Annotated in this window: 8 protein-coding genes and 1 pseudogene; 8 read left to right on the top strand and 1 reads right to left on the bottom strand. The window is 56.8% G+C overall.

Annotated elements, in window-relative coordinates; all coding sequences use genetic code 11:
• Nucleotides 1-125 precede the first annotated feature (125 nt).
• Nucleotides 126-482: pseudogene (locus NQ014_RS10590) on the bottom strand (helix-turn-helix domain-containing protein); the annotation flags it as partial.
• A 198-nt stretch (nucleotides 483-680) separates the two neighbouring features.
• On the opposite strand from NQ014_RS10590, the gene NQ014_RS10585 reads away from it, so the two are divergent.
• The 8 genes from NQ014_RS10585 (at nucleotide 681) to NQ014_RS10550 (ending at nucleotide 12,925) form a co-directional block, all read left to right on the top strand.
• The gene (locus NQ014_RS10585) at nucleotides 681-3,890 is read left to right on the top strand and encodes a type I restriction endonuclease subunit R (protein WP_257075283.1); all 3,210 of its coding nucleotides are present in this window, start codon (nucleotides 681-683) and stop codon (nucleotides 3,888-3,890) included.
• Between the two features lie 208 nt (nucleotides 3,891-4,098).
• Nucleotides 4,099-5,169 carry an iron-siderophore ABC transporter substrate-binding protein gene (locus NQ014_RS10580; protein ID WP_257075282.1) on the top strand — a complete coding sequence of 357 codons (1,071 nt, stop codon included), beginning with the start codon at nucleotides 4,099-4,101 and terminating at the stop codon, nucleotides 5,167-5,169.
• A gap of 122 nt (nucleotides 5,170-5,291) precedes the next feature.
• The gene (locus tag NQ014_RS10575; protein ID WP_257075284.1) at nucleotides 5,292-6,212 is read left to right on the top strand and encodes an iron ABC transporter permease; all 921 of its coding nucleotides are present in this window, start codon (nucleotides 5,292-5,294) and stop codon (nucleotides 6,210-6,212) included.
• Nucleotides 6,209-7,264: an iron chelate uptake ABC transporter family permease subunit gene (locus tag NQ014_RS10570; protein WP_257075280.1), complete on the top strand. Its 1,056-nt coding sequence runs from the start codon at nucleotides 6,209-6,211 to the stop codon at nucleotides 7,262-7,264. Before NQ014_RS10575 ends, NQ014_RS10570 begins: the two co-directional genes overlap by 4 nt.
• Before the next feature lie 36 nt (nucleotides 7,265-7,300).
• A complete protein-coding gene (locus tag NQ014_RS10565; protein WP_257075278.1) occupies nucleotides 7,301-8,107 on the top strand; it encodes an ABC transporter ATP-binding protein in 807 nt (268 codons plus the stop codon).
• Nucleotides 8,108-8,147: 40 nt separating this feature from the next.
• A complete protein-coding gene (locus NQ014_RS10560; protein ID WP_257075277.1) occupies nucleotides 8,148-9,146 on the top strand; it encodes a siderophore-interacting protein in 999 nt (332 codons plus the stop codon).
• 237 nt (nucleotides 9,147-9,383) lie between these two features.
• Nucleotides 9,384-10,619 carry an acetyl-CoA C-acetyltransferase gene (locus NQ014_RS10555; protein ID WP_257075276.1) on the top strand — a complete coding sequence of 412 codons (1,236 nt, stop codon included), beginning with the start codon at nucleotides 9,384-9,386 and terminating at the stop codon, nucleotides 10,617-10,619.
• Between the two features lie 74 nt (nucleotides 10,620-10,693).
• Nucleotides 10,694-12,925, top strand: coding sequence for a 3-hydroxyacyl-CoA dehydrogenase NAD-binding domain-containing protein (locus NQ014_RS10550; protein ID WP_257075274.1), 2,232 nt, complete (start codon nucleotides 10,694-10,696; stop codon nucleotides 12,923-12,925).
• Nucleotides 12,926-13,882 lie beyond the last annotated feature (957 nt).

The following is a 13,882-nucleotide window of genomic DNA, read 5'->3' as shown; positions in this document are numbered from 1 at the left end:
GGCCATCGTGGTTATCCCTTTCGAGGAAGTGTGGTTATGGAATCGAAAGGTACTACGGTGGTCGCCTCATGCATTCATCAGGCCCTCACCGATAGTCACAGATACACCACGCTAACGGACGCAACCCCCTGCACACGCTTTTCGACAACATCAGGCGCAATATCAATCCGGCTATAGATAGCCTGCCGCAACCAATCTATGTCCAGTTCGGTACCGATAATCCGCCCTGTTTTATCCTCGATTCCAACAATCAAGGCACCGCCACCAGGAGTATTGGCCATGCAGGCCACTTCGTCGGCAAGTTTGTCGGCAGCTGTCGGATTCTCCGACTTACCAGGTTCAATCTGGGAACCTCTACGTCGGCCAGCTTCCTCTTTGAAATCAATCGACTGGGTCTCTTTGGTTTTACGCACACAATCGTCGATTGCCGACTCCAAAACAGCGTCAACTTGAGCAATCAGCTGCTCCCGGCGAACTTCCATTCCCGGAAAAGTCGGAGCCACAGCGAACCACCACCTGGGGATTGTTAGATTAGAGCCCCCTTATTCTAACAGCGGTTGTGGTTTTTGTGGGGACCTTGGTGGATTAGCTGCACGACCCCGTGCTACCCCGGACTCTCTAAGATAGAGACTCATAAAAGTAACGCTTCAAATTAACACTATGGAAAAGGTGCTGGCAGCATGAACCAGGACGGCGTCGGCAAGCGACGAGTAACCAAGTACGACCCGATCGCTGTCGGTGAGCAGAGCACCGTCGTCGCGGAGTACCAGGCCGAGGAGCGCACCTCGGAGGACTACCAAACCGAGGCGCAACTGGAGCAGGAACTCATCGACATCCTCCAGTCACACGCCTACGACTACCTGCCTATCCACAGCGAAGCAGATCTCGTTGCCAACCTTCGCCGCCAACTAGAAACCCTCAACCACGTCACCTTCAGCGACGCGGAATGGGAACGGTTCTATCGCACCTGCATCACCAGCGCCAACGACGGAATCAAGGAAAAGACCCGTCGCATCCACGAAGACCACATTCAGGTTCTTACGCGTGACGACGGCACGAGCAAAAACATCCGACTGCTGGATAAAGCAAATATCCATAACAACCGGCTGCAGGTCATTAACCAGTACGAGGTGGAAAAGGGCGAAGGCGGTGCGAAACACTCCAATCGTTACGACGTCACCATCCTGGTCAACGGCCTTCCCATGGTGCATATCGAACTTAAGCGCCGTGGCGTAGATTTGCGCGAAGCCTTTAACCAGATCAGGCGCTACCAGCGCGACTCTTTCTGGTCTGGTGACGGCCTGTTCGATTATGTGCAGCTGTTTGTCATCAGTAACGGCACGCTGACCAAGTACTACTCCAACACCACCCGTGAACTACACATCAAGGAAACGGGAGGAAAAGGCCGCCCGGCGCGCGGTGCTAAGAGCTTTGAATTCACATCATGGTGGGCTGACGCAAACAACCAACCTATCCGGGATCTTGTTGGCTTCACTAAGACATTCCTGTCAAAGCACTCGCTTCTCAATATTCTGACCAAGTTCTGCGTATTCACCGCTGCGGAAGAATTACTGGTGATGCGCCCGTACCAAATCGTCGCCGCTGAGAAGATTCTGCAGCGAATTGAGATTTCCAATAACTATCGTGAACGCCTTGGCACCACGGAGGCTGGCGGCTACATCTGGCACACGACCGGTTCCGGAAAAACCCTCACCTCATTCAAAGCAGCGCAGCTGGCCAGCAAACTCTCGCATGTAGATAAGGTCCTCTTTGTCGTCGACCGCAAGGACCTCGACTACCAAACCATGCGTGAATACGACCGCTTCCAAAAGGGTGCTGCGAACTCCAACACCTCGACCGCCGTGCTGAAGAAGCAGCTAGAAGACGACGATGCAGCCATCATCATCACCACGATTCAGAAGCTGTCGAACTTCATCGCAGGTAACAAACACCACGATGTCTACGGCAAGCACGTGGTCATCATCTTCGATGAATGCCACCGCTCCCAATTCGGTGACATGCACACTGCCATCACCAAGGCATTCAAAAAATACAACCTCTTCGGCTTCACTGGAACGCCCATCTTCGCCGACAACTCCACCACCGGCACCAAGAACAACCTCAAAACCACCGAGCAGGCTTTCGGCAAACGGCTCCACGCCTACACCATCGTCAACGCCATCAACGACAAAAATGTCCTGCCCTTCCGGATTGACTACGTCAACACCATCTCGGTTGGCAACGTTAAAGACAAGGAAGTGACAGGCATCGACACCGAAGGCGCACTCCTGGCGGAGCCACGCCTGAAAAACGTCGTTGCCTACACGCTCGAACACTTCGCTCAGAAAACGAAGCGGGAAACCTTCTACGAACACCGCGTTGTCGAAAACGTATCCGCCTCAGCGAAGGCCCGACACCGCGGCCGAATTAAGGAAATCAAGAAAGAGCAACGAGTTCGTGGCTTCAACGCTATCTTCGCCACCGCTTCTGTTGATGCTGCTTACACCTACTACAATCTCTTCAAAGAAGCGCAAGCGTCACTGCCGGAAGCAGAGCGCCTGAAGATCGCCATGATTTACTCATTCGCGCCAAATGAGGCCGAAAAGGATGAGTCACCGACGATTCCGTCGTCAAGCGAAAAGAAAAGCGATGCGGCAGCTACTGCCGTGGCCAATCAGACAGGCCTGCTCCTTGAAGAGGGCATGGAACCCGAGCAGCTACCCAAGGTTGCGCGCGACCACCTGGAAGCGGCGATTGCCGACTACAACGGGTATTTCAAGACCAACTACGACACCTCCGCCGAGAAATTCCAGAACTACTACAAAGACCTCTCCCTGCGAATGAAGAACAGGGAAGTCGATATGACCATCGTGGTCAACATGTTCCTCACCGGGTTCGACGCGACAACGTTGAACACCCTGTTCGTCGACAAGAACCTGAAATACCACGGGTTGATTCAGGCGTTCTCGCGTACCAACCGAATCCTCAACTCAGTCAAGACGTACGGCAACATTGTCTGCTTCCGAGACCTCGAAGATGCCACAAATGAGGCGCTGCGGCTCTTCGGCGACACCGATGCGCAAAGCGTAGTGCTGCTCAAGCCCTACGCTGAGTACTTTGCGGAATACGCCGAGCTAGTGAATCAGCTGCTCCAGGAATACCCGCTGGATAAGGCCATTGTTGGCGAAAAGGCGAAGAAGGAGTTCATCAAGCTTTTCGGAGCGATTCTGCGTGTCCAAAACATCCTGACCTCCTTCGACCAATTCGCCGATGACGCGCTGCTGACGCCTCGCCAGGAGCAGGACTACCGCAGTATCTACCTCGACCTATTCGCGGAATTCCGTACTGAAAGCGATGGGGAACGGGAGTCCATCAACGAAGATGTCGTCTTCGAGATGGAGCTAATCAAGCAGGTCGAAATCAATGTCGACTACATTCTCATGCTCGTCGAGCAATACCGCGAAACCCACGGCAGCGACGAGAAGGAAGAAATTCGTGCCCAAATTTCCCGTGCTGCAAACTCCAGCCCATCGCTACGGAACAAGCGCGATCTGATTGAAGAATTCGTCAACACTGTGAGTCTGACACAGCCCGTTGACGAGCAGTGGGAGGAATTCATCAGGACCAAACGCACGGAAGAACTCAATGCGATCATCACTGAAGAGAAGCTGCGGATGCCCACTGCGCAATCTTTCATTGAAGAGGCGCTAACCACTGGCATTGTCAGCACGCTTGGCACCGGAATTGTTCGAGTTCTTCCGCCAATGTCGCGGTTTACTCCAGGTAATGAGCGTGAAAAGGTCAAGACGCGGGTGCTTCAGCGCATCCAGGCCTTTGTCGAGCGCTATCGGAACTTGGGGTTCGCGGAGGATGATGGAGAGGCAGTTTGAGGGGAGCCTGAAGGAGCGGGCATCGGCGAAGTCTTGTAATCAGATTTAGTTACTTCGCGGCAGCTCTTCCGCGCCGCCCCAAAACATCAATCGTTTAGGATAGGCTACCTTTGTTTAGTGTTGGTTGGGTTTTATACAATCCCGTCTATCAATCGTGTTCCAATGTCGTACATAAACACGCTAGGAACGCACACAACAAAGGACCTAAATGAACAAAACCTTCAAAACCCTGACAATTGCGGTGGCCAGCGGAGCCATCGCATTCACCATGGCAGCCTGCGGAAGCAGCGACACGAGCAGTGAAAACAACGCCAGTAGTGTCAGCGCCTCGGACGCCAACACACAGCTCCCTGTGACAATCAAGCACGCGTTCGGCGAGACCACTATCAAAGAGGCACCTCAGCGAATCGCGACTGTCGGCTGGGCGAACCATGAAGTCCCGCTTGCTCTGGGACAAGTGCCCGTTGGCATGAGCAAGGCCACCTACGGTGACGATGACGGCGATGGCATCCTCCCGTGGACTGAAGACAAGCTGAAGGAACTCGGCGCAGATTCCGGCGACAAGAAGCCGGTGCTCTTCGATGAGACCGACGGCATCCCGTTTGAAAAAGTCGCAGACACAAAGCCTGACATTATTCTTGCTACTTACTCCGGAATTTCGCAGGAGGACTACGACACACTCTCCAAGATTGCGCCCGTCATTGCCTACCCAGACATGGCATGGGGCACTTCATTGGAAGACATGATCCTGATTAGCTCCAAGGCTATCGGCAAGGCCGATGAGGGCAAGAAGCTGTCCGAGAACTTGGACACCACTATTGCCGACGCTCTTGAGAAATACCCGAACCTCAAGGGCAAGAAGGCACTCTTTACCTCCTTCGGCGGCAGCTCCGACCCATCCAAGCTTGGTTTCTACTCCACAGAAGATCCACGCATGGGATTCCTTGTGAACCACGGTCTTACAGCACCGAAGATCGTCGAGGAACAGTCCAAGACTGCCGATAAGTTCTGGGTTGAAGTCTCCACTGAGAGCCCGGAACAGTTCGATGACGTCGATGTCATCATCTCCTACTCTTCGGGCGATAAAGCCGAGGATGAAAAGAACGTCAAGGATATGCAGGCAGATCCACTGCTTTCCAAGATTCCAGCGGTGAAGAACGGCAACATCGCCTTCCTCGAAGATGGCCCGCTAGGAGCCGCCTCGAACCCCTCTCCGCTCTCCATCCCATGGGGCATCGACCGTTACTTCGCAGCACTTAACGAAGGATTGAAGAAGTAATAGTGCCGACCTCAGTCCATACTGCTTCAACAAAGTCCACTCCCCCGCCTTCGACTACCACCAAGTCAGCTGTATTTGTTCTCTTGCTGATACTTGGATTGGCATCGGTGGTCCTATCGGTGATGTTCGGCATACGCAGCATTACACCCACCGAGGCGCTCTCCGCCTTAGGCGGAGCCACCGACACCGCGGGAGAAGCTGCAGCGTGGACACGCATTCCGCGTACCGTGCTGGCACTGTGCGCGGGTGCAGCGCTCGCCACCTCGGGCGTAGCCTTTCAAGCTGTTACTCGAAACCCGCTCGCAGACCCCGGAATATTTGGGGTTCTTGCTGGCGCTTCTCTAACAGTTGTTATCGGTATCACCTTTTTCAACATCAGTCGCACACTGCCGACGATGCTGATTGCATCAATGGGTGCCTTCGCAGCTGCAGTGTTTGTCTACTGCGTGGGATCAATTGGTCACGGCGGCGCCACTCCACTCAAACTGGCTCTTGCCGGAGCTGCCACGGCCGCCGCCCTATCCAGCTTGACCAGCGCCATTTTGTTGCCGCGCGCCGATGTCATGGACGAGTTCCGCAACTGGCAAATCGGCTCCGTCAGCGGTGCGCAGTGGGAATCACTGACGGTCGCTTTCCCGTTACTTGGTCTCGGGTTCGTCATCGTCTTTTTAACCAGCAGCGGCCTCAACGCACTCTCTCTTGGCGATGATGTCGCCACCAGCCTCGGCATCAACTTAACCCGCACGCGAGTCCTGGCAACACTCGGTGCGGTGCTGCTCTGCGGAACCACCACCGCCGTCACCGGCCCGATCGCCTTCGTCGGTCTCATCGTCCCCCACGTTCTCCGGATGGTCCTCGGGACCGACCACCGCGTTCTCATCCCAGCAAGCGCCCTGGCAGGAGCAGTATTGCTCACGCTTGCCGACACCGTCGGGCGCCTGGTTGGAGACCAATCCGAGATTGCAGTCGGCATCATCATGCCCTTCCTCGGAGCCCCACTGTTTATTTGGATCGTGCGACAGACAAGGATGCGGGAACTATGACAAACCTCGCCCCCGAAACGCGCCCGCAGAATGGGGTCAGCGAATTAGCGACCGCTATCCAAGAACAACGCGGTCACGCCCGAACTCGTTTTACGCTCACATTATTGGTTCTAGCAGCGATTACGGCCGCACTTTGGCTGCTGAGTCTCATGATTGGAGATTCCTTCTATTCCCTTGCCGATGTCCTCAGCGTCATTCGCGGTGACACCGTCCCCGGGGCATCTTTCACAGTGGGCGAACTACGCCTACCACGCGCCACTATTGCAATTATCGCCGGCTTTGCGTTTGGCGTATCGGGAATAATCTTCCAGACGATGCTGCGAAACCAGTTAGCCTCACCGGACATTATCGGTATTTCCGCTGGTGCGGCCGCTGCCGGTTCGACCATGATTGTGCTGTTTCACGCTTCTCAGACCGCGGTGTCAACGGTGGCGCTGATGGCGTCGTTAAGCGTGGCCGCTCTGACCTACCTACTGGCGTTGAAATCGGGGTTTACTGGCACTCGCCTGATTCTGACGGGAATCGGCATTGCGGCGATGCTGCAGGCATGGACCACCTACGTGCTGTCGAAGGCTTCCGCGTGGGATCTGCCGACGGCCACACGTTGGTTGACTGGATCTCTGAATAACATCTCGTGGGAGCGCGGATTACCGCTGGTTATTACCGTTCTTGTCGTAACACCGCTGCTCTTGATTGGCGCGCACAGGCTATCGATCTTGGAGCTTGGCGACGACATCGCCACCTCACTCGGACTGCGCGTGAACCTGCTTCGCGGAGCTCTTATTGTCGGCGCCGTCATGCTCATCGCAGTGGCAACATCCGCAACCGGACCAATCTCATTTGTCGCATTCATGGCAGGCCCGATAGCGATGCGAATCTTTAGGCCCGGCACGAACCTCATAGTGCCATCTGGATTGGTTGGAGCATTCTTGGTGCTTGCCGCAGATTTAGCCGGCCAATACCTCTTCGGCACGCGTTACCCCGTCGGCGTTATTACCGGCGCGCTCGGAGCGCCCTTTTTGATCTATCTGCTCGTCAGAACATCTCGATAGCTGCGCTTTGTTCATCAAACCAAGGAGTCACTCACCGTGTCCGCACAACTGAATGCTCAGTCCCTTACTTCTGGATATGGGGAAAATCCCATTGTGAAAGACCTGACTTTGTCATTCGAAGCAGGCAAGATTACTTCGATTGTCGGACCTAATGGTTGTGGCAAATCAACGTTTCTACGGACGCTAGCTCGATTGATTCGACCATCAGCTGGATCCGTCGAGCTGGACGGCAAGGAGCTAGGCTCGTTTTCCTCCCGCGAATTAGCAAAACAGCTCGGGCTGCTTCCGCAGACCCCTATCGCTCCTGACGGCATCACTGTCGCAGACTTAGTCGGCCGTGGTCGAACCCCCTACCAGGGAATTCTGGGTCGCTGGAGTTCAGCCGACTACGACATCGTCGCCGAAGCTATGGAAGCTACCCGAGTCGCAGACCTCGCAGGGCGGTGCGTCGAAGAGCTCTCCGGCGGCCAGCGTCAGCGTGTGTGGATTGCAATGGCACTCGCACAACAAACCGATGTGCTGCTTCTCGACGAACCTACAACCTACCTAGATCTAAAACATCAACTAGAAGTCCTGGATCTACTAACTGATCTCAATCAACGCCGAGGCACCACCATCATCATGGTGCTGCACGACCTCAACCTGGCTGCTCGGTATTCGGATGTTCTCGTCGCCATGCGCGACGGACGACTGCATTCCGCAGGAGCGCCTGTCGACGTGCTCACACAAGAGCTGACCCGGGAGGCGTTCGACCTCGAATCGCTGATTATTACCGATCCGGTCTCAGGGCTACCCACGGTTACGCCCATTGGGCGCCACCACTCGAAATTAGCCCAGTACTAGCTCAGTAGATGTAAGCAACTCATCAGATTTAAGGATTCCCATGGGATACCAGCCACACCGCGTCCGCGTTGCCCGCACGCAACAGATTTCCCCGCACTTTCAGCGCATAACACTTCACGACGTGGAGAATGTCGGGCCGAAGGACACGATTCGGGACCTCCGTATCAAAGTCATTATCCCAGCCGCTGGTCAGCTTCCAGAGCTGCCGGAGGAGAATTGGTTCGCCACCTGGAAAACCCTTGACCCCGACACTCGCGGCTATGTCCGCACGTATTCCATCCGCGCTTTTCGGCGCAACTTGCCAGACGACGCTCCCGATGAACTCGACATCGATTTCGTGCTACACCCCGATGCCGCTGGGCCAGCGTCTGCATGGGCTTCAAAAGCACAGGTCGGCGATGAACTGCTCATCATCGCACCGGCACGAGATGATGAATCCGGCAGCGGCATCGAATTCGCCCCTGGAGCTAGTAGTCGCATCGTGATGCTTGGAGATGAAACTGCCTTACCTGCAATTGCGAAGACCCTGGAAGAATGGCCAGCGGGAGTGCAGGGAGAAGTGTTTATTGAGGTTCCATGTACAAGCGATGCCCAGAAGCTAGAGGTTCCATCTGAAGTCTCGGTGAAGTGGCTGGCGCGAGCGGAAGATGAGCACGACACTTCGGGCGAGCTGCTGTACTCCAATCTGGTGAAGCTTGTCAGCAATGCGCTAAGCCCGGTCGCGCGAGAAGCACTGCCAAGCGTTCTCGAGGAGAATGCGGCGACCACTGCGTCGACAGGCGAGGATGACCCCAACTTTCTGGTGTGGGAGACTCCAAGCTATTCCCAGTCGGGTGAAGATATTTCCAATTCCAGCGGCGAAGACACGGCCAACGCCGAATCTCCGAATCCGACGCTAACCGGGACTTACTTTTGGATTGCAGGTGAGTCTTCAGCGGTGATTCGGATGCGGCGGCTGCTGGTGAAGGAATACCACGTCCCGAGGAAGCAGGTGTCGTTCATGGGGTATTGGAAGCGGGGTTACGCTGCGAAGGGATAGTTTTAAATCTCTTGCGCTGCCAACCGGCTGAGGATCAGCCGGATTGGAGGGCTGACTGGAAGGCTGATGGCCCTCAAACTACTTATGTAATTACCCCCGGTTTCTCCCATAACCGCAGGTGAGAAACTACAGCGAGTCAACTTTCTCCCCAGCACCCCTCAAATCACCCCCGGCAATCCGCCATTCGTTATAGAGTGACGCACGACACTTTACGACGAATCTGTGAGGTAAAAACACATGACTTCCGCCACCATTCAGCCGGGCGGCGAAGCCTTCATCTACGAGGCAATTCGCACCCCGCGCGGCAAGGGCAAGAAGGACGGCTCCCTCCACGAGGTACGCCCGGTATCACTTCTCGTCGGCCTCATCGACGAAATTCGCAACCGCTTCCCGGACCTGGATGAAGAACGCATCAGCGACCTCATCGTTGGCTGCGTCAGCCCGGTCGGCGACCAGGGTGCGGACATTGCCCGTACCGCAGCACTCACCGCAGGTCTGCCGTACCGCACCGGCGGTGTCCAGATCAACCGCTTCTGCGCTTCGGGCCTCTCCGCCATCAACTTGGCTGCTCAGAAAGTCCGCTCCGGCATGGACGAGCTCGTCCTCGCCGGTGGCGTCGAGTCCATGTCCCGCGTGCCAATGATGTCCGACGGCGGCGCAATGGCAATGGATGCACAGGTCTCGTTCGCAACTGACTTCGTCCCGCAGGGTATCTCCGCTGACCTAATTGCATCGCTTGACGGCTTTGACCGCGAGTCCCTCGACGAAATGGCAGCACTCTCCCACGCCCGTGCCGCAAAGGCTTGGTCTGAGGGTCGCTTCGACCGCTCCGTCGTCCCGGTCAAGGACGCTAACGGCCTGACCATCCTCGACCGCGATGAGACCATCCGCGAGGGCGTCTCCGCAGAGTCCCTGGCCGGCCTGCGCGCAGCCTTCACCATGATGGGTGAGCAGGGTGGCTTCGACGCAGTTGCACTGAAGAAGTACCCGCAGCTCGAGCGCATCAACCACGTCCACCACGCAGGTAACTCCTCCGGCATCGTCGATGGCGCTGCACTGACCCTGGTTGGTTCTGAGAAGGCTGGCGCAGACATGGGGCTGACCCCGCGCGCACGCGTTGTCGCCACCGCCGTCAATGGTGTCGAACCGACCATCATGCTCACCGGTATCGAGCCAGCCGTCCGCGAGGCTCTGGCCAAGGCCAACCTGACGGTCGACGATATCGACGTGTGGGAAATCAACGAGGCGTTTGCCGCCGTCGTCAAGCATGCTCAGCAGAACCTGGGCATCGACTACGAGAAGCTCAACATCAACGGCGGCGCGATGGCCATGGGTCACCCGCTGGGGGCAACCGGTGCCATGATCACCGGCGCCGCAATCGATGAGCTGCACCGCACCGGTGGCCGCTACGCCCTCATTTCGCTCTGCGTGGCTGGCGGCATGGGTGTTGCAACCATCATCGAGCGCGTCTAAAGCAAACCGGAACGAAACTCACAGCGACAATTACCGCGGCCACACCGCGATAACCACAAAGGACTGACTGATTTATGAGCACAGATAACATGTTCCGGTGGGATCAGGACGACGCCGGAATCGTCACCCTCACCATGGATGACCCGAATGCACCGGTCAACACCATGAACAAGACCTTCCAGGACGACATCCGCGCCACCGTGGAGCGCCTGGAAAACGAAATTGGCGACGGCTCTGAAACCTCGATCAAGGGCATTATCATCACCTCTGCGAAGAAGACTTTCTTCGCAGGTGGTGACATCAAGCAGATGTCCAAGGCCACTGAGGACGATGCAGCTGACATGTTCGGCATGGTCGAGGACATGAAGGCCTCCCTGCGTCGCCTGGAAAAGCTCCCGGTGCCGATTGTTGCCGCCATCAACGGCGCAGCACTGGGCGGCGGCCTCGAGGTCGCGCTGGCTGCTAACCACCGCGTTGCTGCCGATGCCCGTGGCTCCAAGATTGGCCTGCCAGAGGTCACCCTCGGCCTGCTGCCGGGTGGCGGCGGCGTCTCCCGCGTCGTTCGCATGCTGGGCATTCAGGACGCATTGATGAAGGTCATTCTGACCGGCGCTCAGATGAACCCGGGTAAGGCTCTCGCCGCTGGCCTCGTTGACGAGGTTGTTGCTCCGGAGCAGCTCATTGACACTGCTCGCGCATGGCTGACCAGCGAAGACGCTAAGGCCGCACAGCCGTGGGACGAGAAGGGTTTCAAGATCCCAGGTGGTGACCCGAAGACTCCTAAGTTCGCAATGAACCTGCCGTCGTTCCCGGCAAACCTGACCAAGCAGCTCAAGGGCTCCCCGATGAAGGCTCCCCGCCTTGCGATGCAGGCTGCCATCGAGGGCTCTCAGGTCGACATCGACACCGCACTGCGCATCGAGTCCCGCTACTTCACCGAGCTGGTCACCGGCACTCAGTCGAAGAACATGATGCAGGCGTTCTTCTTCGACCTCAACCACGCTCAGGGCGGCGGCTCCCGTCCGCTGCAGGCTGATGGCACCCCGTACCCGAAGCGCGAGTTCAAGAAGGTTGCCGTCGTTGGCGCCGGCATGATGGGCGCAGGTATCGCCTACGTGTGCGCAAAGGCTGGTATGGAAGTTGTCCTGAAGGACATTTCCCTGGAGAACGCCGAGCGCGGTAAGTCCTACTCCGAGGGTCTGGAGGCCAAGGCCCTCAAGCGCGGTCGCACCACTGAGGAGAAGTCCGCAGCGCTGCTGAACCGCATCAAGCCGACCGAATCCTACGACGACCTGTCCGATGTCGACCTGGTCATCGAGGCCGTCTTCGAGAACACCGACCTCAAGCACAAGGTTCACGCCGAGATCGAGGCCGCAGTTCCGGAGACCTGCATCCTGGGCTCCAACACCTCCACCCTGCCGATCACCGAGCTGGCTTCCCACGTCAAGCGTGAGAAGGACTTCATCGGCCTGCACTTCTTCTCCCCGGTGGACAAGATGCAGCTGATTGAAATCATCTCCGGCGACAACACCGACCCGGAAATCCTCGCCGCTTCGCTGGACTTCGCTGTTGCAATCCGCAAGATTCCGATTGTCGTTACCGACTCCCGCGGTTTCTACACCTCCCGCGTCATCGGCACCGTCATCAACGAGGCCCTGCGCATGGTTGCCGAGGGCTACGACCCGGCCATCATCGAGGCTGCTGGCCGCCAGGCTGGTTACCCGGCGCCGCAGCTCCAGCTTGCCGACGAGCTGAACCTCAAGCTCATGGAGAAGATCGCTGGCGAGACCCGCGCTGCCGCCGAGGCTGCAGGCCAGTCCCTGGACGAGGGCGGCGTGCCGGCTCTGGTCGAGGCCATGCTGCACAAGTTCGAACGCCCGGGCAAGCTCGAGGGCAAGGGCTTCTACGAGTACGTCGACGGCAAGCGCTCCGGTCTCTGGCCGGGCCTGTTCAACGAGCTGCGCGAGGAGCTGAACATCACCCCGATCGCTCCGGAACACACCGACCTGCAGGAGCTGGTCGACCGCATGCTCTTCATCGAGGCCATCGAGACTCAGAAGTGCGTCGACGAGGGCGTTCTGCTTCACGACGCCGACGGCAACATCGGCTCCATCTTCGGTATCGGCTACCCGGCCTGGACCGGTGGTACTCGCCAGTTCATCAAGAACTACGACGGCGCCACTGTTGTCGACCCGGCTGCAGCTCACCCAGAGCGCCGCGGTGTCGCAGGCTTCGTCGAGCGCGCCGAAGAGCTGGCCGATAAGCACGGCGAGCGCTTCAACGCTCCGGAATCCCTGAAGAAGTAGGGCTCTTTTCACCCCGGCTAGCTAGTTCACTAGTTCATACGGCTTAGGCCATACAGCACACCAACCAGCCCCGACCGGCAGTTTTGAACTTACTGCGGGTCGGGGTTTCGGCTTTTCGAGGGAAGGTTGGTGGACTTGGATCCGTCGTAAAGCGAAAACAACGGTTATCGCCATTTAACAGGGGCGTTTTGACGTAGACTCGCATGTTTGGTGGGCTTCAAATTAGAAACTCCCAGGTCAGCTTCCTGGATTTGGGCAAAAAGGCACCAAACATGCGAGTCTAAGTAATTTTGACCCTTGTAAACGCCTTTAACCGTTACTTTTGGATCTGCAGTCTGACTCAATTGATGTGTTATCCACAGTCCGAAAACTATCCACAGAAAGTTGATTGACAACGGTCTTTGGCCAGCAAGCTTCCGCACCATCGATGAGAATGTCCGCCATGCGGAAAACGAGCGAGCTCATTTTCAATTCCTCCGGAATTGTGCACCTGCGAGAACAGACTCATATCAGCCGAAATACAGCACGAGGAATTCTCAGCCGGGCGGTCGAGCGCGGCGAACTTGTTCAGTTGTCTCGGGGCACTTACGTGGATGCACGAATATGGCCATCTAACAGCGATTTTCCACGAGGAATTCTTGCCATTAAGGCGGAACTCATCCGGGCACGGATTCAATGCATTGCCATTTCACAGGCACACCCAGATCGCGCATTAACCGGAATCGCAGCAGCACTGATACATGGCCTGCCACTGCTCGATATTCCGCAAACGCTGACGCTCAGTTCCAGTGTAAAAAGTGGGTCGTCGACACTTAAAACACACCATGGCCGGTTGCGTCCGTTAGCGTGGTGTATCTGTGACTATCGGTGAGGGCCTGATGAATGCATGAGGCGACCACCGTAGTACCTTTCGATTCCATAACCACACTTCCTCGAAAGGGATAACCACGATGGCCG

It is taken from the genome of Corynebacterium sp. 5QC2CO (assembly GCF_024580435.1).
In the GTDB taxonomy this organism is placed as follows: Bacteria; Actinomycetota; Actinomycetes; order Mycobacteriales; family Mycobacteriaceae; genus Corynebacterium; species Corynebacterium jeikeium_D.
Note: the sequence above shows the minus strand (reverse complement) of the source record. Positions and strands in the feature narration are given on the sequence as shown.